The organism is Shewanella sp. UCD-FRSSP16_17 (genome assembly GCF_001675935.1).
GTDB classification, from domain to species: Bacteria; Pseudomonadota; Gammaproteobacteria; order Enterobacterales; family Shewanellaceae; genus Shewanella; species Shewanella japonica.
In genome coordinates, this window is record NZ_LZFV01000013.1 from 379,467 (window position 1) to 397,914 (window position 18,448).

17 protein-coding genes are annotated in these 18,448 nt (G+C 41.8%); 15 read left to right on the plus strand and 2 right to left on the minus strand.

The features are described 5' to 3' along the window. Both glnD and map read right to left on the minus strand, forming a co-directional pair. Positions 1-2,580, minus strand: coding sequence for a bifunctional uridylyltransferase/uridylyl-removing protein GlnD (gene glnD / locus A9267_RS10720; RefSeq protein WP_065109142.1), 2,580 nt, complete (start codon positions 2,578-2,580; stop codon positions 1-3). A gap of 24 nt (positions 2,581-2,604) precedes the next feature. After that, complete coding sequence (gene map / locus A9267_RS10725) at positions 2,605-3,396, minus strand: type I methionyl aminopeptidase (protein WP_065109143.1); 792 nt, start codon at positions 3,394-3,396, stop codon at positions 2,605-2,607. A 336-nt stretch (positions 3,397-3,732) separates the two neighbouring features. On the opposite strand from map, the gene rpsB reads away from it, so the two are divergent. From rpsB to rnhB, 15 genes are all read left to right on the plus strand, one after another. After that, on the plus strand, positions 3,733-4,461 hold the full coding sequence (gene rpsB, locus A9267_RS10730) for a 30S ribosomal protein S2 (RefSeq protein ID WP_055023088.1): 729 nt from the start codon (positions 3,733-3,735) through the stop codon (positions 4,459-4,461). Positions 4,462-4,578: 117 nt separating this feature from the next. Continuing rightward, on the plus strand, positions 4,579-5,430 hold the full coding sequence (gene tsf, locus A9267_RS10735) for a translation elongation factor Ts (protein WP_055023087.1): 852 nt from the start codon (positions 4,579-4,581) through the stop codon (positions 5,428-5,430). A gap of 67 nt (positions 5,431-5,497) precedes the next feature. Beyond that, positions 5,498-6,226, plus strand: a complete 729-nt coding sequence (gene pyrH, locus A9267_RS10740; protein WP_055023086.1) for a UMP kinase — start codon at positions 5,498-5,500, stop codon at positions 6,224-6,226. 127 nt (positions 6,227-6,353) lie between these two features. Continuing rightward, positions 6,354-6,911, plus strand: a complete 558-nt coding sequence (gene frr, locus A9267_RS10745) for a ribosome recycling factor (protein WP_055023085.1) — start codon at positions 6,354-6,356, stop codon at positions 6,909-6,911. 83 nt (positions 6,912-6,994) lie between these two features. Continuing rightward, positions 6,995-7,819: an isoprenyl transferase gene (locus A9267_RS10750; protein WP_055023084.1), complete on the plus strand. Its 825-nt coding sequence runs from the start codon at positions 6,995-6,997 to the stop codon at positions 7,817-7,819. A gap of 21 nt (positions 7,820-7,840) precedes the next feature. Next, on the plus strand, positions 7,841-8,698 hold the full coding sequence (locus tag A9267_RS10755) for a phosphatidate cytidylyltransferase (protein WP_065109144.1): 858 nt from the start codon (positions 7,841-7,843) through the stop codon (positions 8,696-8,698). Between the two features lie 6 nt (positions 8,699-8,704). Then, positions 8,705-9,895: a 1-deoxy-D-xylulose-5-phosphate reductoisomerase gene (ispC, locus tag A9267_RS10760; protein WP_055023082.1), complete on the plus strand. Its 1,191-nt coding sequence runs from the start codon at positions 8,705-8,707 to the stop codon at positions 9,893-9,895. A gap of 14 nt (positions 9,896-9,909) precedes the next feature. After that, complete coding sequence (gene rseP / locus A9267_RS10765) at positions 9,910-11,271, plus strand: sigma E protease regulator RseP (protein ID WP_065109145.1); 1,362 nt, start codon at positions 9,910-9,912, stop codon at positions 11,269-11,271. 30 nt (positions 11,272-11,301) lie between these two features. Beyond that, positions 11,302-13,785, plus strand: coding sequence for an outer membrane protein assembly factor BamA (gene bamA, locus A9267_RS10770; RefSeq protein ID WP_065109146.1), 2,484 nt, complete (start codon positions 11,302-11,304; stop codon positions 13,783-13,785). Positions 13,786-13,841: 56 nt separating this feature from the next. Then, positions 13,842-14,339 carry an OmpH family outer membrane protein gene (locus A9267_RS10775; RefSeq protein WP_055023079.1) on the plus strand — a complete coding sequence of 166 codons (498 nt, stop codon included), beginning with the start codon at positions 13,842-13,844 and terminating at the stop codon, positions 14,337-14,339. Further along, complete coding sequence (lpxD, locus tag A9267_RS10780; protein ID WP_065109147.1) at positions 14,339-15,358, plus strand: UDP-3-O-(3-hydroxymyristoyl)glucosamine N-acyltransferase; 1,020 nt, start codon at positions 14,339-14,341, stop codon at positions 15,356-15,358. Before A9267_RS10775 ends, lpxD begins: the two co-directional genes overlap by 1 nt. 37 nt (positions 15,359-15,395) lie before the next feature. Beyond that, on the plus strand, positions 15,396-15,857 hold the full coding sequence (fabZ, locus tag A9267_RS10785) for a 3-hydroxyacyl-ACP dehydratase FabZ (RefSeq protein WP_055023077.1): 462 nt from the start codon (positions 15,396-15,398) through the stop codon (positions 15,855-15,857). Beyond that, entirely contained in the window at positions 15,854-16,624 is a 771-nt protein-coding gene (gene lpxA, locus A9267_RS10790; RefSeq protein WP_065109148.1) for an acyl-ACP--UDP-N-acetylglucosamine O-acyltransferase, read from the plus strand. The genes fabZ and lpxA overlap by 4 nt, the downstream gene beginning before the upstream one ends. 8 nt (positions 16,625-16,632) lie before the next feature. Beyond that, entirely contained in the window at positions 16,633-17,802 is a 1,170-nt protein-coding gene (gene lpxB / locus A9267_RS10795) for a lipid-A-disaccharide synthase (RefSeq protein WP_065109149.1), read from the plus strand. After that, positions 17,799-18,428, plus strand: coding sequence for a ribonuclease HII (rnhB, locus tag A9267_RS10800; protein ID WP_065109150.1), 630 nt, complete (start codon positions 17,799-17,801; stop codon positions 18,426-18,428). Before lpxB ends, rnhB begins: the two co-directional genes overlap by 4 nt. Positions 18,429-18,448: the final 20 nt, after the last annotated feature.

The window sequence follows — 18,448 nt, forward strand, 5'->3', positions numbered from 1 at the left end:
TTATTGATGTAAAGGTTGAGAAAGCGCTCCTGAAAGCGCTTCGGATAATTGTGTTTGTTGTTCTTCATTTAACGCTTGTCCATCTGAAGTTTGCAGAATGAAGAAGTCTTCAGCTCGTTCGCCAATAGTGGTGATTTTAGCTGATAATAACGTGGTATCGCAGCGATATAATACATCACCGACTTTGGCCAGTAATCCCGGGCTATCCAATGCAATAAGCTCCATCATACTTGTATCATGCTTTGCACCTGGCAAGAAACTCACTTGTGTACGAACGTTAAAAGGTTTCATGATACGGGCCATTTTCCTAAATTTAGGTGGTTTAGGTTTTTGGCTCGCTAATGCTTTTTCAAGCGACTTTTTAATCGATTGAATTCGCGAGAGCTGAGTGATGGGTTCGCCATCTTGCTCTAAGATAACAAAGGTATCTAGGGCGTAATCATCATTTGATGTCATGACATTTGCATCATGAACATTAATATTTTTATTGTCTAATACTGTCATCACCGTGGCGAATAACTTTGGCTTGTCTTTAGCATAAACAAATAGCTCGCTGCCGCCACGAGTCGTATGCTTTGAAATAAGCACTAATGGCTTTTGCTTGTCATGCTTGAGCAAGGCTTCTGTGTGCCACGAGACTTGATTAGGCTGATGGCGTAAAAAGTAATCGTCTTTAAAGCGCAGCCACAGCTCGTTGATGCTTTTTTGTTTAAGGCCACGTCTAAGTAGTTCTTTTTGCGCTTTTTGTTGGATTTCTAATACGCGATCAGCAACATCAATAGGTTTCTCTTTACCGCGCGACAGCACCCTTTGAGTTGAAAAATATAAGTCTCGTAGTAATGAACCTTTCCAGTTATTCCATGCTTTGTGATTAGTCGCGCATATGTCTGCCACAGTTAGACAGTACAAATAACTGAGATGCACGGCATCTTGCACTCTATCAGCAAAAGTAGCGACAACATCAGGATCAGAAATATCACGACGCTGCGCAGTTACAGACATCACCAAGTGATTTTCAACCAACCAAGCCACGAGCCGTCCGTCATGATCGCTTAATCCATGTAACTTACAAAAATCAAGTGCATCAGTCGCGCCGAGTTTACTGTGGTCTCCGCCACGGCCTTTAGCGATATCATGAAAGATTGCGCCTAGCACCAATAACCCTTTTTTTGGTAATTGGTTGATCAAAATCGCCCCGAGTGGAAACTCATCTTTCTGATCTGCTTGGGCAAATCGGTCAATATTCAGCAGCAATCGATGTGTATGTTCATCAACAGTGTATGCATGGAACAAATCAAACTGCATTTGGCCTTCAATTTTGCGCCACGCAGGTAAATAAGAAGATAAAATCCCATGCTTATGCATTAATGACAAGGCGGCAATTCCACGAGGATGCTTTAATATTGCTATGAAATACTTGCGGCATTCAGGATTATCTTGCAAAGGACCTGTGAGTTTACGCCTTGCTTGCCTTAAAAGGCGCAACGTCGGGGCGTATATTCGTTGAATATTAGAGTTACGTGCTACTTGTAAAAAGAGATTAAGAATTTGTTCTGGCTGGTTTTCAAATACACTTTCATCCAAAACTTCAATATAACGGCCGCGGCGCTGAAATTGATTATTGATAGGGTATATCGTTAATGACGTCGTTTGATTAAGTGTTGCCCGTTTAAACAATTGCAACAGCATTTCATTCAGCTCCATCACACGTCTAACCGTGCGATAGTAACGTTTCATCATTTGCTCAACAGCCAGTTGAGTGGCATCTTCATAACCCATTGCTGTCGCAACTTGGCGTTGTAAATCAAATAGCAGCCTGTTTTCATTTCTACCCGACGTCATATGCAGAGCAAAGCGTAGTTGCCATAAAAAATCACGACATTCGAGCAGCTCAGTTAATTCAACAGGAGTTAGGAAATCATGCTCAACTAAATCTTGTAATGAGGCTGCATCAAAATGACGCATCGCTACCCAAGCAATGGTTTGAATATCTCTTAAACCGCCAGGGCAAGATTTGATGTTAGGTTCTAAATCAAAAGCGTTGGCTTTTTCGTGGCGCAGATCTTGTTCTTCTTTTTTGCCTAAAAAGAATGTTTGCGAAGGCCAGAAGTCAGGCTGGCGGATAGCATCGTATAATTCGTCGTATAAACCGCTATCACCCATTAATAACCTTGCTTCCAACAGATTGGTGGCAATAGTGATGTCTTGAGCACCTTGAGAAAGTGTATCTGCAATAGTGCGAACACTATGGCCAATTTCTAACCCAGAGTCCCACAGGTAAGTGATGAACTGACTAATGGCATCTTTGGCTTGCTGACTGGTTTCATCAGATTGGGATAGTAGTAATAGGTCGATATCTGAATGCGGATGCAGTTCTCCTCGTCCATAACCGCCCACAGCGATTAAGCAAATAGATGCTTGGTCTAAACCAAACTTTTGCCAGCTGTCGAGTAAAAGAGCATCAACAAATTGGCAGCGCTGCTGAACTAAGTCCGTAATTGGCTGTTTAGCAGTAAATTGCTCCAATAAGCGCTGGTTGAATTCGATGAGGGTGTTTTTTGCTACCAGCGCTGTGTTCATTGATGTCCTTATTGAGTGTTTAAGTTATATCGTTCTTGGGAAGTCTTCTTCGCCACGTAAGGTTAATACCTCAACACCAGTTTCTGTAACGAGTAAGGTATGTTCCCATTGAGCTGATTTTTTACCATCTGACGTGGTGACTGTCCAGTTATCTTCTTTATCTAAAACAGTTGTATAACGTCCTGCATTAATCATTGGCTCAATTGTGAAACACATGCCGGCTTTTAATACAGTATTGTCATTGTTTTTGTAGTGAACCACTTGAGGTTCTTCATGGAAGCCTTCACCAATTCCATGACCACAATAATCTTGAACAATTGAGTATTTGTCCAAGCCTGATTTACTTGCTTTGATGAATTTTTCTATTGCAGTACCAATTTCACCTAATTTAACACCAGGTCGTACTTTTTTAATCGCAAGATATAAGCTTTCTTGAGCGATACGAGCAAGACGTCTGTCTTTCGGGCTAACATCGCCAATTAAAAACATTTTTGACGTGTCACCATGGAAACCATCTTTAATGACAGTGATATCGATATTTAGAATGTCGCCATTCTTGAGTTGGTAACCGCTTGGAATGCCATGACAAACGACTTCATTGACTGAAGTACAAATTGATTTGGGGAAACCATGGTAATTTAATGGTGCTGAAATCGCGCCTTGTTCTTCGGTGTATTTAGCGCAGATATCATTGAGTTCATCTGTGGTCACACCGACCTTGACGTGAGGTGCAATCATTTCCAGTACTTCTGCTGCTAATTTACCCGCAGCACGCATTTTTTCGATTTGTTCTGCTGTCTTGATGACTATGCTCATGAATATTCTCTTACCCTTGTATCGGTCAAAAAAGGCGTAAATAAATTTGTCAAAATTTGTGCTTTTTACCCAGTTATGGTATAAAGCGCGCCGTTATGTTTAAGTCTTAATGAACGAGTCATTTGAATTAAGTATAAATACTTTCTTCACTTAGTGCTTCACTAAGCGTAAAATATGGCGGCCATTATACATGTTATAGATGGCAATTTAACTAAATACTAAATCACACACGTATCGACACATTCTTCGGGGTGCTCTTAGTGCGCTATTTTAGCAAGCAAGAGTCGAAGGTATGGGATTCGTGGAGGTCTAACCCCCCAAATTAAGGTATATAAAATGACTACTGTTTCAATGCGCGACATGCTTCAAGCTGGTGTTCACTTCGGTCACCAAACTCGTTACTGGAATCCTAAGATGAAGCCTTTCATCTTCGGTGCACGTAATGGTGTTCACATCATCAACCTTGAGCACACTGTGCCAATGTTCAACGAAGCATTAGCGTTCATTAGCAACGTTGCTTCTAAAAAAGGTAAAATCCTTTTTGTTGGTACTAAGCGCGCTGCTGGCGAAGCTATCAAAGAAGCTGCAATCTCTTGTGACCAGTACTACGTTGATCACCGCTGGTTAGGCGGTATGTTAACTAACTGGAAAACTGTTCGTCAGTCAATCAAGCGTCTTAAAGAGCTAGAAAGCCAGTCAGTTGACGGTACTTTCGACAAGCTTACTAAGAAAGAAGCGTTAATGCGTACTCGCGAGCTAGAGAAGTTAGAAAAATCTTTAGGCGGTATCAAAAACATGGGCGGTTTACCTGACGTATTATTCGTTATCGGTGCTGACCATGAGCATATTGCTATTAAAGAAGCTAACAACCTAGGTATCCCAGTTGTTGCTGTTGTTGATACTAACTCTGCTCCAGACGGCGTTAACTACATCGTTCCTGGTAACGATGATGCTATGCGTTCTATCCGTTTGTACACTACTTCTGTTGCTGCAGCTGCTAACTCAGGCCGCGGTCAAGATTTAGCTGTTCAAGCTGAGCAAGACGGTTTCGTAGAAACTGTTTAATAAGGTGTGATGGTTACCATCCCCCTTATGTACCAATAGTTAATTGGTGAACAGGGGCCTTATGGGCCCCTGTTTTTAAATGCAATATTAGACGAATTTAAAATAGAGGATTTAACAATGGCAATTACTGCTGCCCAAGTTAAAGAACTTCGTGACCGCACTGGCGCTGGCATGATGGATTGTAAGAAAGCACTAACTGAAACTAACGGTGATATCGAGCTAGCTATCGATAACATGCGTAAAAGTGGTGCTGCTAAGGCTGCTAAAAAAGCAGGTAACATCGCTGCTGAAGGTACTATCCTTATTCAAGCAGGTGAAGGTTACACAGCTTTATTAGAAGTTAACTGTCAAACTGACTTCGTTGCTAAAGATGCAAACTTCTTAGCATTCGCTAACGAAGTATTAGCTGTTGCAGCTGCTTCTAAAGTAACTATTGAAGATCTTAAAGCACAATTCGAAGAAACTCGTGTTGCGCTAGTTGCTAAAATCGGTGAGAACATCAATGTTCGTCGTGTTGAATACATCGATGGTGCTTCTCAATCTTCTTACCGTCACGGCGACCGTATCGGTGTTGTTGTTTCTGGTGAAGCTGACGAAGAAACATTAAAGCACATTGCAATGCATGTTGCTGCTTCTAAGCCTGAATTCGTTAACCCAACTGACGTTCCAGCTGATGTTGTTGCTCGTGAGCAAGCACTTCAAGTTGAGATCGCGATGAACGAAGGTAAGCCTCAAGAAATCGCTGAGAAAATGGTTATCGGTCGCATGAAGAAGTTTACTGGTGAGATCTCTCTTACTGGCCAAGCTTACATCATGGAGCCAAAGAAAACTGTTGGCGACATTCTGAAAGAGAAAGGCGCTACTGTTTCTAACTTCATCCGTTTAGAAGTTGGTGAAGGCATCGAGAAGAAAGAAGAAGATTTCGCTGCAGAAGTTGCTGCACAAATTGCTGCTACTAAAAAAGCATAAGTAATTATCTCTTCATCCCCTAAAGCCGCAGCAACCGCTGCGGTTTTGTTATAATCAGGAAAAAATTATGAGCACCAATCCAAAACCTGCATTTAGACGCGTTCTTTTAAAACTAAGCGGCGAAGCGTTAATGGGCGAAGAAGGCTTCGGCATTGACCCTAAAGTTTTAGACCGTATGGCTCAAGAAGTGAAAGAGTTGGTTGAGTTAGGTATTCAAGTTGGTGTTGTTATTGGTGGTGGTAATCTATTCCGTGGTGAAGGCTTAGCGCAAGCTGGAATGAATCGTGTTGTCGGTGACCATATGGGGATGCTTGCAACTGTGATGAACGGCCTAGCGATGCGTGATGCACTGCACCGTGCCTATGTCAACGCACGTTTAATGTCTGCAATTCCTTTAAAAGGTGTTTGTGATGACTATAACTGGGCAGAGGCAATTAGTTTATTAAAATCTGGCCGAGTTGTTATTTTTGCAGCTGGTACAGGTAACCCATTTTGTACAACTGATTCAGCAGCCTGTTTACGCGGTATCGAAATTGAAGCAGAAGTTGTACTTAAAGGCACAAAAGTTGATGGTGTTTATTCTGCTGATCCAATGAAAGATCCTGACGCAGTTAAATATGATACTTTGACCTATGACGAAGTATTAGAAAATGAATTCAAGGTAATGGACTTAGCGGCATTTACGTTAGCCCGTGACCACGATATGCCTATTTTAGTTTTCAACATGAATAAACCGGGTGCTTTACGCCGTGTTATCATGGGTGAAGATGAAGGTACGCATATTAAAACGAAATAATCTCATAAAGGTTATTTGTTTAAACTAAATGTATACCAATGAGCGAATATCGACATAGCAACGACTATGTGCCATTCTCAGATTATCGCTTAAGTAATAAGTATTTGTGACCAAAAGGATATTTATCGTGATTGATACAATTAAAGAAGATGCTCAAGAGCGCATGACAAAATGTGTTGAAGCTACTAAAAACCAAATGGCTAAAGTACGTACTGGTCGTGCTCACCCAAGCCTACTTGATTCAATTCAAGTGTCATATTACGGTGCAATGACACCACTTAAGCAAGTGGCAAACATTGGTATTGAAGATTCTCGCACATTAAATGTAACTGTTTTTGATGCCACTATGGTTCAAGCTGTTGAGAAAGCGATCATGAGTTCAGACTTAGGTCTAAACCCAATGACTGCTGGTAACGCAATGCGTATTCCATTACCTGCACTGACTGAAGAACGTCGTAAAGACTTCATCAAAGTCGTACGTGGCGAAGCTGAAAATGGTCGTGTTGCAGTACGTAATGTACGTCGTGATGCTATCAGTGAAGTTAAAAAGCTTGAGAAAGCCAAAGAGTGTACTGAAGATGATGTTCGCCGTAGCGAAGATGAAATCCAAAAGTTCACTGATGCAAGCATCAAGAATATTGATGGAATTTTAGCTGCTAAAGAAAAAGAATTGATGGAAGTCTAATTCTCAACCTAGCAAAGCTAGAGTTAAAGCGCCGTGTAAGGTTATACTACACGGCGTTTGTCTATTTGAAAGGGTTGTAATAGATGTCATCCACTGTTGGATATGAGCCAGAAACAAAGTCGAGTGCTGATATTGCGTCATCAGAACAATTGCCAGGGCAATTATCTGAAGCAGTAAAGCAGTCGCTACCTAAGCATGTCGCTATTATTATGGACGGTAATGGCCGCTGGGCTCAGCAGCAAGGAAAACCAAGGGTGTTTGGTCATAAGGCTGGTGTAAAAGCTGTACGCCGAGCTGTGAGTGTCGCGAGCCAACTAGGCATTGAGTCACTGACCTTATTTGCATTTTCAAGTGAAAACTGGCGCAGGCCAGATAAAGAAGTCAGTTTACTAATGGAGTTGTTTTTCTCAGTATTACAAAGAGAAATTAAACTACTGCATAATAACCATGTAAGATTAAATATCATTGGTGATACCAGTCGTTTTTCTGCACGTTTACAAAAACAGATTGAAAAAGCACAACAACACACTGCAGAAAATACCGGATTAGTGCTTAATGTTGCAGCTAACTACGGTGGCCGTTGGGATATTTTACAAGCAGCTCAAAAGCTTGCAGATAAAGTTGCCCAAGGCGAGATTGAGTCAAGTGAATTGACAGAAGAGTCGTTAAATCAACAACTGTGTATGAGTGAACAGCACGAAGTAGATTTAATGATACGAACTGGCGGTGATTACCGTATCAGTAATTTTATTTTATGGCAGGCTGCATATGCAGAATTGGTCTTTACTGAGACTTTGTGGCCAGACTTCAACGAGCAAGCTTTTAAAGATGCACTTGCCGTTTTTGCCAGTAGGCAGCGTCGATTTGGTTTGACTGGCAGTCAAATTGAAGAAATACGAGCTGTATAAAAAATTTAAGAGGCTTTTGCTTTGTTAAAACAACGAATTATGACTGTACTATGGCTCCTTCCATTAGTGATAGGTGCCATTTTCTTTTTACCCGCAGAATATTTTGCTTGGGCACTCGTGCCTGTTTTTATGATTGGAGCAAAAGAGTGGGGGAGTTTTATTGACCCACAATGTACAGTCACTCAATGGACGTTTACCGTCACGGTTTCGTTAATTCTTATTGCACTTAATATATTTGTTCCAGTTGAGGCATTATGGCTGAAAGGCCAAGTTCATCCTATCTTTTTAGCCGTCATTTCAATTGGCCTTTTTTGGTGGGTAATTAGCACCTTGTTAGTGTTTACTTATCCTAAAAGTGGCAGCATTTGGCAAGCCAGTCCGATGTTAAAATCAATGTTTGGACAGTTAACGTTAATTCCCTGTTTTGTCTCACTTATCACCCTCAAGTCAATCAGTGCTAATGTTGATCCTTACTTTGGTGGTACTTTAGTCTTTTTAGTCATGCTAATTGTTTGGGCAGCTGATACAGGAGCTTATTTTGCTGGTCGTTCATTAGGCAAGCATAAATTGATGCCGAAAGTGAGCCCTAATAAGACTTTAGAAGGCCTTGGTGGTGGTTTAGTTGCGACTATGGCGGTTGTGGCAGGTGTTATGTATTACTCACCAGAACAAGAGCTTGGGCTTGTCATTGCGGTTACCTTAATTACGGCAATGGCTTCAGCATTTGGTGACCTGTCTGAAAGTATGTTTAAACGAGCAGCTAATATAAAAGACTCAGGAAAAATCTTACCGGGTCACGGTGGTGTATTAGATAGAATGGACAGTCTGACTGCAGCATTACCTGTTTTTACTTTCATTTATCTCGCATTCTGGATTTAATCAACCATGCAAAATATGGTCATCCTTGGAGCCACGGGCTCTATCGGAAGCAGTACGCTAAGTGTTATCGAGCATAATCCAGAGCAATACTGCGTTTATGGTTTAGTTGCCAATGCCAGTGTAGAAAAGATGCTTCAATTGTGTCTGAAGCATAAACCTCGTGTCGCGCATATGGTGGATTCAACTGCGGCGCAAGCGCTTAAAGAAGCGATACCAGCGAACCTCAATATTGATGTCACCACAGGCGCCGATGAACTTGAAAGTCTTGTTACAGCCACTCAAGTAGATACCGTGATGGCGGCAATTGTTGGTGCAGCGGGGTTAATGTCAACTTACGCTGCGGTTAAAGCGGGCAAAAGGGTGCTATTAGCCAATAAAGAGTCACTGGTGATGTCTGGTGAACTTTTTATGAAGGCTGCCCGTGAAAATAATGCGACGCTACTGCCAGTCGATAGTGAGCATAACGCAATTTTTCAATGCCTCCCTGCCGATATTCAAGCAAATCTCGGAACCTGTGATTTAACGGCATCTGGTATTTCCCATATCTTATTAACGGGTTCTGGTGGACCATTTCTGACTTCAGATATTGCCGCTTTAAGTGCAATGACACCAACACAAGCATGTAATCATCCTAATTGGTCTATGGGACCTAAGATTTCTGTTGATTCAGCCACCATGATGAATAAAGGGCTCGAATTTATTGAAGCGCGCTGGCTTTTTAATACCAATAAAGAGCAATTGAAAGTGGTGATTCACCCTCAAAGCGTGATTCACTCCATGGTGCAATACAAAGATGGTTCAGTGATTGCACAAATGGGTAACCCTGATATGCGCACTCCTATTGCGCATTGTATGTCTTTTCCAGAAAGAATTTACGCTGGAGTTGAACCTTTGGATTTTTTCAAAGTCCGAGAATTAAGCTTTTGTGAACCTGACTACCAACGTTTCCCTTGTTTAGCTCTTGCGATGAAAGCATGTGAACAAGGTCAAGAGGCTACAACTGTACTCAATGCAGCAAATGAAATTGCTGTTGATGCTTTTTTAAATGAAAAGATTAAGTTTACTGATATCGCTCGTGTTAATGAGTCATGTTTAGAACGGGTATCACATTCAGCATTAGGTACGATTGAAGATATTATGGCGTTAGACGGGCAAGCTCGTATAATCGCAAAAGAAGCAATCAAATCGATTAACTAGTTCGTAGGAGAACAATGTTAGATTTTTTATGGAACCTGGGGTCATTTATTGTCGCACTGGGTATTTTGATTACTGCACATGAATACGGACATTTTTGGGTTGCACGTCGTTGTGGCATCAAAGTAGAACGTTTTTCTATTGGCTTTGGTAAAGCCATTTGGCGTAAAGTGGGTCAAGATGGCACTGAGTATGTCGTTGCCATGATCCCTTTAGGTGGTTACGTCAAAATGCTCGATGAGCGAGTTGAGGATGTGCCTGAAGAGTTAAAAGATCAGGCATTTAATCGTAAAACCGTTTGGCAACGGATTGCGGTTGTGTCCGCAGGACCGATTGCAAACTTTTTATTTGCTATTGTGGCACTTTATTTAATGTATCTTATTGGGGTCCCTTCACTAAAACCTGTTATTGATACAACAAGAGCAAATACTCCAGCCGCTCAAATTGAGCTAAAAGAACCGATGCAAATTGTGGCAGTTTCTGGCCAGAAAGTTAGAAACTGGGAAGAAGTTAATCTTGCTTTAGTTGGCCATATTGGCGGTAAAGAACTGGACATTAGCTTAGTTCCTTTATCTTCGACAACAGCATCAGAAAAAACTTACACACTAGATATCCGTGATTGGCAATTCGATCCAGACAAAGAGTCGCCTATTGGGGCTATGGGTCTAGGAATATATCGCCCAGGGATTAAGCCAGTGATTGCGCTTGTAACCAACGGTAGTGCGGCCGAAATCGCTGGTTTGCAGTTGGGTGACGAAATACTCAAGGTGCATGGTCAACCTTATCAAGATTGGAATGATTTTGTTGATGTGATACAAACGTCTGCAAACAAAGACGTTAACCTGACCATCGCACGTAACAATGAGCAATTAACTATCATTGTCACTCCTCAAGCACAAACAAATGCAAACGGAGAAACCATTGGCATTGTTGGTGTAAGCCCAACTCAAATTGATTGGCCTGAAAGTATGCGCTTCCAGCTTGAGTATGGCATAGTAGATTCCTTTGCTGCAGCTGCAGATAAAACCTGGCAACTGGTTGTTGTCAGCTTTAAGATGATTGGAAAATTATTTACCGGCGATGTGTCGGTGAAAAACCTGAGTGGACCTATATCAATAGCTCAAGGTGCTGGCACCAGCGCAGACTATGGATTAGTGTATTTTCTTGGGTTTATCGCACTCATCAGTGTGAACTTAGGGATTATTAATTTAATGCCTTTGCCAGTACTCGATGGGGGACACTTGCTGTATTACTTTATCGAAGTGATTACGGGTAAGCCTGTACCAGAAAAGGTTCAGGACATAGGATTCAGGTTTGGTGCAGTTATGCTGCTGTTGTTGATGAGCATTGCCATCTTCAATGATTTTTCCAGACTCTGAGCAGGGAACACAAATAATTAGAAGTGCTCTATGAGATTTAATAAACTTTTTGCCTCGATGATTTTAGTCGGTGCGTCATTTTCAGGCAATGGTGTGGCTGATACTTTCCAACCATTTGAAGTGACCGACATCCAGATTGATGGTTTACRGCGAGTTGCACTTGGTGCCGCCTTGCTTAGTCTCCCCGTTAAAGTGGGCGATACTGTAGATCAAATTAAATTACAGCAAGCGATTAAAAGCTTGTACGCCTCAACTAACTTTGAAACGATTAACGTTGCTCATGAAGATGGGGTGTTAATCGTTACAGTCAAAGAACGTGCGACAATTAGTGCCGTGACCTTTGAAGGTAACAAAGACATTAAAGATGAGCAGCTTCAAGAAAGTTTAGATGGCTCAGGTATTAAAATAGGTGAGTCTCTCGATAGAACCATGTTATCGGGGATTGAAAAAGGCTTACAAGACTTCTACTACGGTGTCGGTAAATATGGCGCAAAAGTAGAAGCTGAAGTCATTAACTTACCGCGTAACCGCGTTGAGCTGAAGTTTAACTTCACCGAAGGTCTTGCGGCTGAAATTCGCCAAATCAACGTGGTTGGTAACAGCGTGTTTTCAGATGCTGAATTGATCGGTTTATTAGAGCTTAAAGACTATGTTGCTTGGTGGGATTTATTCGGCGAACGTCGATACCAAAAGCAAAAACTACAAGCAGATTTAGAAACGGTAAAAACCTACTATCATAACCAAGGTTACATTCGTTTTGAGGTGACTTCCACACAAGTTGCGATGACACCTGACAGAAAAGGATTGTATATCACCATCAATGTTGATGAAGGTGAGAAGTATCAGGTTTCTGAAGTTAACTTAACCGGTGAGCTAATGGGCCGTGAAAAGTTAATGAAAGCGATTTTGCCGATTAAAGAAGGTGATACTTACAACGGTGGCGATGTTACGTTCACCGAAGAAATGTACAGCAAATACCTTGGCCGATTTGGTTATGCTTATCCAGAAGTGAAGACCTACCCTGAAATTGATGACGAATCTAAAGAAGTTGCGCTAAACATCAATGTTAACCCTGGTAAACGTGTCTACGTTCGCTCGGTTAATTTCACTGGTAATACAGTGACAAAAGATGAAGTAATGCGTCGTGAATTACGTCAAATGGAAGGTGCATGGTTAAACTCTGCACAAGTCGAACAATCAAAAGCACGTCTTAACCGTCTAGGTTACTTCGAGACCGTTGATACAGAGACTGTTCAGGTACCTGGAAGTGATGATCTTGTCGATGTCGCATTTAACGTTAAAGAGCAACCATCGGGTTCATTTAACGCAGGTGTTGGTTACGGTACTGAATCTGGTCTGAGCCTTCAGTTTGGTGTTCAGCAAAGTAACTTCTTAGGTACAGGTAACCAAGCTGGCGTCAGCTTAAACACCAACAAATACTCTAAGAATGTAAACTTCTCGTACACTGACCCATACTTTACTAAAGATGGTGTGAGTTTAGGTGGTAGCATTTATTGGAATGAGTTTGATGCGAATGAGGCTAACCTTGAGCGCTATAAAAACAAATCTTATGGTATTGCATTAAATTCAGGTTTCCCGATTAACGAATACAACCGTTTAAACGGTGGTATTGGTTACCGTCATAACCAAATTTCTGAAATTTCTGCTTACGAACAAGCATTACGTTTTTATAATGTTTATCGTGAGTCAGATGATCCTAATGCTGATTTAAGTTTTGATAACTTTGAGCTAAATGGTGGTTGGAGCCGCAGTACATTAAACCGTGGTACTTTCCCAACCGATGGTTCATCACAGCGCTTTAGCGCTAAAGCGACCATTCCAGGTTCTGATTTACAGTACTTTAAAACAGATTTGGATACCAACTTCTATTTCCCATTAACTCGTAATCATAGCTTTGTATTATTGACCCGTGCACGTTTGGGTTATGCTAATGGTTATGGCCAGTTTAATGATAATGACCAAATTCTTCCTTTCTGGGAAAATTACTATTCAGGTGGTAGTAGCTCATTACGTGGTTTCCAGTCTAACTCTGTTGGTCCACGTTCATTCTATTTATACCGTGGTAGCGAACCATGTTCTCCAGATCCTTCTGGTGACAGCTGTTCATTACCGGGTGAGCCAAATAGAGTACAAGTGAGCTCAGGAAGATCAATTGGTGGTAACGCAATTGCGACTGCCAGTATGGAAATGATTGTGCCGACTCCATTCTTGGATGAAGCTTATTCAAATTCAGTACGTACCAGCTTCTTCGTTGATGCAGGTAACGTATGGGATACCGAGTTCGATTATGACTCGTATAGATATCTTCCAGCCGATGAGTTTGATAAATTGGAAGATTATAGTGACCCAAGCAGAATACGTGCCTCATGGGGTATGAGTGTTCAGTGGCTATCGCCGATGGGACCTATGGTGTTTAGCTTGGCTTGGCCGATTAAAGAATACGAAGATGATGAAACTGAGATCTTTTCGTTCAATATTGGCAAAACGTTCTAAAACAAATACACTCGGCAAGTTTTGCTGATAATAACAAGGAGTCTATTTTGAAAAAGATGGTAAATCGCGCGTTAGTAACAATGGCATTTTTAAGTGCACCTATGATGGCACATGCTGAGAAAATTGCTGTGGTTGATATGGGCGAAGTGTTTGAGCAACTACCTCAACGTGAACAAATTTCACAATCACTAAAAACTGAATTTGGTGACCGTGTTGCTGAAGTACAAAAAATGCAAGAAGAAATGCGTACTATGGTTGAGAAGCAGCAACGTGATGGCGCGTTGATGAGCGACAGCCAAAAGACAGATCTTGTACGTCAAATGGAGTCGTTAAAATCTGACTTCCAACTAAAAGGCAAAGCACTTGATGAAGATATGCGTCGTCGTCAAGGTGAAGAGCAAAACAAGCTTTTAGTTAAAGTACAAGAAGCAATCAACACCATTGCACAGAAAGAGTCTTATGACATCGTTCTTCAACGTGGTGCTGTAATCTTTGTAAAACCAGAAGCTGATATCAGCGACAAAGTTGTTCAAGCGTTAAGTAAAGGCAACTAATGAAAACTGTGACTTTAAAAGAGCTTGGTCAGCTGTTGGGCGCAACGATTTTGGGTGATGATTCTCTGGAAATAACCAGCGTTGCGACCCTTGAAGATGCTGCTTCAGATCAACTTTCTTTTTTAGCCAATAGTAAGTACCGTGCACAGCTTGAATCTTCTCAAGCTGGTGCGGTGTTATTGAGTGAAAAAGATGCCGAAGATTACTCTGGTAATGCTTTGGTTTTAAAAGATCCTTACGTAGGATTTGCACGCGTAGCGCAATTACTTGATACCACCCCGAAAGTGGCAACAGGTATTCATCCCTCAGCAGTTATTCATGCTTCTGCCCAATTAGGTGAGAATGTTGCTATTGCGGCGAATGTCGTAATTGATGCCAATGTGATTATTGGCAATGATGTGCAAATCGGTGCTGGAAGCGTTGTCGCAGAGCAATCAATTATTGGTTCTGGCACATGTTTGAAGGCAAATGTCACCTTCTATCATGACGTGATAGTGGGACAAAATTGTATCTTTCATTCTGGTTGTGTCATTGGCTCTGACGGTTTTGGCTATGCCAATGAGCGCGGTAACTGGATTAAAATTCCACAAACCGGTGGCGTGAGAATTGGTGATAATGTCGAAATCGGAGCTGGTACTACAGTTGACCGTGGCGCATTGTCACACACTGAAATTCACGATGGCGTTATCATCGATAACCAAGTCCAAATCGCCCACAATTGTGTTGTAGGCCAAAATACAGCAATTGCAGGGACGTCTTTCTTAGCCGGTAGCTCAACTTTGGGYAAATATTGTATTGTTGGCGGCGGAAGTGGAATTGCAGGCCACCTTAAAGTGGCGGATGGCACACATATTTCAGGCAGTACCAATGTAACAAGCGAAATTCGTAAGCCTGGTCTGTATTCATCTGCTACAATTGCAATGGATAATAAGAGCTGGCGACGTAATACGGTTCGTTTCCGCCATTTAGATGAATTGTTCAATCGTGTGAAAGAGATTGAGAAAAAAATAAAAGATTAGCAGTAAATGGCGTTAACGCCATTTCGAGGAATTACGTGTGGCAAACCAATTGAATACAATGGATATTGAAGAAATTCTTCAATATCTTCCTCATCGTTACCCATTTTTACTTGTCGATCGTGTTTTAGATTACACCGTTGGTGAATCATTACATGCGATCAAAAACGTGACGTTTAACGAACCTTTCTTCCAAGGCCATTTTCCTGTTAAACCTGTCATGCCCGGCGTGTTAATTATTGAAGCAATGGCACAGGCTACTGGCTTACTTGCATTTAAAACCATGAGCCCAGATCCTTCTCCAGATGTGCTATACCTACTCGCTGGTGTTGATAAAGCCCGTTTTAAACGTGTTGTATCACCAGGGGATCAATTACATTTTCACGTTAAAATGATTAAAGAGCGCCGAGGGATTGGTGTATTTGAAGGACAGGCATTTGTTGATGGTGAACTAGCTTGTTCAGCCGAAATAATGTGTGCACGCAGAGAGATTAACAAGTGATTGATAAGTTAGCATTCGTACATCCCGATGCAAAAATTGGTAACAACGTTACCATTGGTCCTTGGAGTTATATCGGCGCTGATGTTGAAATCGGCGATGATACTTGGATTAGTTCCCATGTGGTTATTAAAGGCCCAAGCGTCATAGGTAAGGGTAATCGCTTCTTTCAATTTTCATCTATTGGTGAAGAATGTCAGGACAAAAAATACGCAGGTGAACCAACGACATTAATCATGGGCGACAACAATATTGTTCGTGAAAATGTCACCATTCATCGTGGCACGATTCAAGACAACAGTGAAACGCGTATTGGTTCGAACAATTTATTGATGGCTTACGTGCACATTGCTCATGATTGCGTATTAGGCGATAACATTATTATGGCTAACAATGCGTCAATTGCTGGTCATGTACACGTCGGTGACTGGGCAATTTTAGGCGGCATGACAGGCGTACATCAATTTGTTCATATTGGTGCTCATGCGTTTACTGCAGGTTCTTCTACTATCTTCCAAGATGTGCCGCCATTTGTGATGGCAGCAGGTAGCCCAGCAATCCCTCGCGGGTTAAATGTTGAAGGTCTTAAGCGCCGTGGTTTCACTAAAGAGACTCAACATGCTATTCGCCGTACGTATAAATCGTTGTACCGTAAAAACCTGACAATTGAAGAAGCATTAGCTGAAATCACAACCGATGCTGAATCAGATGAACATGTAAAAGGGATGGTTGAGTTTATTAATGGCTCATCTCGCGGGATCATTCGATAGAAGATAACATGACAAATAATACCCCTCGTATATTTGCAATGGTCGCCGGAGAACTCTCCGGCGATATTTTAGGTGCAGGATTAATAAAGTCACTGCAAAAACAATATCCTGATGCACGATTTATCGGTATTGGTGGGCCGCAAATGGAAGCGCTCGGTTTTGAGAGTTACTTTTCATTTGAAGAGCTTGCTGTCATGGGAATTGTTGAAGTCCTCGCGCGATTACCACGATTGCTTAAAGTGCGCGCGACGTTAATTAAAAATATTTGTGCTGAAAAACCTGACTGTTTTATTGGCATAGATGCACCCGATTTTAATATTGGTCTTGAGCTTAAACTCAAAGCACAAGGGATTAAAACCGTTCACTATGTCAGTCCATCTGTATGGGCTTGGCGTCCAAAACGTATTTTTAAAATCGCAAAAGCAACCAACATGGTGCTGTCATTACTGCCGTTTGAAAAAGCATTTTATGACAAGCATCAGGTACCTTGTACTTTTGTTGGTCACACTTTAGCTGATGATATTCCCATGGAAAGCGACAAGCTTGAAGCCCGTGAGCAGCTTGGCTTAGACCCGCAAGCGGAATATTTAGCGATTTTGCCAGGTTCTCGGGGTGGCGAACTCAAGCAACTTGCCGAACCATTTATCAAAGCTGCAGTCATTATTAAACAAACCTATCCAGATATTAAATTTGTGACGCCTTTGGTTAATCAAGCTCGCCGTGAACAGTTTATAACGGCGCTTAAACAGTTTGCGCCAGATCTTGAAATCGAATTGGTTGAAGGACAATCTCGTGCTGTGATGGCGGCATCAGATGCCATATTGTTAGCATCCGGTACGGCGGCGTTAGAAGCCATGCTTGTTAAGCGTCCGATGGTGATGTCATATCGTGTTAATGCGATGACATACACTTTGGCAAAGCGACTGATGTTGGTCGAGCACTATTCTTTACCAAATTTATTAGCGGGTCGTGCGTTAATCCCTGAAATTGTTCAAGATGAATGTAACGAGAACAATATTTCTGCAGCTGTGATTGAACAGCTAAATCGTGACTTTACGCCATTGAAAGCTGAGTTTGAGCAAATCCATGAAACCCTTCGCTGCAACGCCAGCGATCGAGCTGCAGACGCTGTTATCGAATTAATAAGCCACTCTCCACTGCAAGAAGTGAAATCATGAGCAGAATACCGACAGTCATTAAAGGGATTACACCTGAGCAAGTTGCGTATATCACTCGTGGTGTTGTTGCTGGTGTGGATGAAGTCGGCCGCGGTCCTTTAGTAGGGGATGTGGTGACTGCCGCTGTTATTCTTGATCCTAATCAGCCGATAGCGGGGTTAAATGATTCTAAAAAGCTATCAGAAAAGCGTCGAGAGTTATTGTTTAACGAGATAACAGATAAAGCCTTAGCCATCAGTGTTGGTAGAGCAACGCCAACCGAAATTGATGATATCAATATTCTGCACGCCACTATGTTAGCAATGCAGCGAGCTGTTGCTGGATTATCCATTCAACCAGAAAAGGTGTTAGTCGATGGTAATCGTACCCCTGATTTTGGTATTCAAAGCCATGCGATTATAAAAGGTGACGGATTAGTAGCAGCGATTAGCGCAGCGTCAATTATCGCTAAAGTCACTCGCGATCGTGAAATGGATGCATTAGATGCCAGATATCCTCAATATGGATTTGCTAATCACAAAGGTTATCCAACAAAAGCTCACTACGAAGCATTAGAAGCACACGGCGTATTACCTGAGCATCGCAAAAGTTTTAAACCAGTGATGGCTATTCTTAATCAGTCATGATGAGCGATGACTTTTAGTTC

What these genes read in the sequence shown, in the direction of transcription:
- A9267_RS10750 (WP_055023084.1), top strand. Translation starts at nt 6,995, where the DNA reads ATGTCATCCACTGTTGGATATGAGCCAGAAACAAAGTCGAGTGCTGAT.
- A9267_RS10775 (WP_055023079.1), top strand. Translation starts at nt 13,842, where the DNA reads ATGGTAAATCGCGCGTTAGTAACAATGGCATTTTTAAGTGCACCTATG.
- rseP (WP_065109145.1), top strand. Translation starts at nt 9,910, where the DNA reads ATGTTAGATTTTTTATGGAACCTGGGGTCATTTATTGTCGCACTGGGT.
- tsf (WP_055023087.1), top strand. Translation starts at nt 4,579, where the DNA reads ATGGCAATTACTGCTGCCCAAGTTAAAGAACTTCGTGACCGCACTGGC.
- rnhB (WP_065109150.1), top strand. Translation starts at nt 17,799, where the DNA reads ATGAGCAGAATACCGACAGTCATTAAAGGGATTACACCTGAGCAAGTT.
- rpsB (WP_055023088.1), top strand. Translation starts at nt 3,733, where the DNA reads ATGACTACTGTTTCAATGCGCGACATGCTTCAAGCTGGTGTTCACTTC.
- ispC (WP_055023082.1), top strand. Translation starts at nt 8,705, where the DNA reads ATGCAAAATATGGTCATCCTTGGAGCCACGGGCTCTATCGGAAGCAGT.
- glnD (WP_065109142.1), bottom strand. Translation starts at nt 2,580, where the DNA reads ATGAACACAGCGCTGGTAGCAAAAAACACCCTCATCGAATTCAACCAG.
- map (WP_065109143.1), bottom strand. Translation starts at nt 3,396, where the DNA reads ATGAGCATAGTCATCAAGACAGCAGAACAAATCGAAAAAATGCGTGCT.
- lpxB (WP_065109149.1), top strand. Translation starts at nt 16,633, where the DNA reads ATGACAAATAATACCCCTCGTATATTTGCAATGGTCGCCGGAGAACTC.
- pyrH (WP_055023086.1), top strand. Translation starts at nt 5,498, where the DNA reads ATGAGCACCAATCCAAAACCTGCATTTAGACGCGTTCTTTTAAAACTA.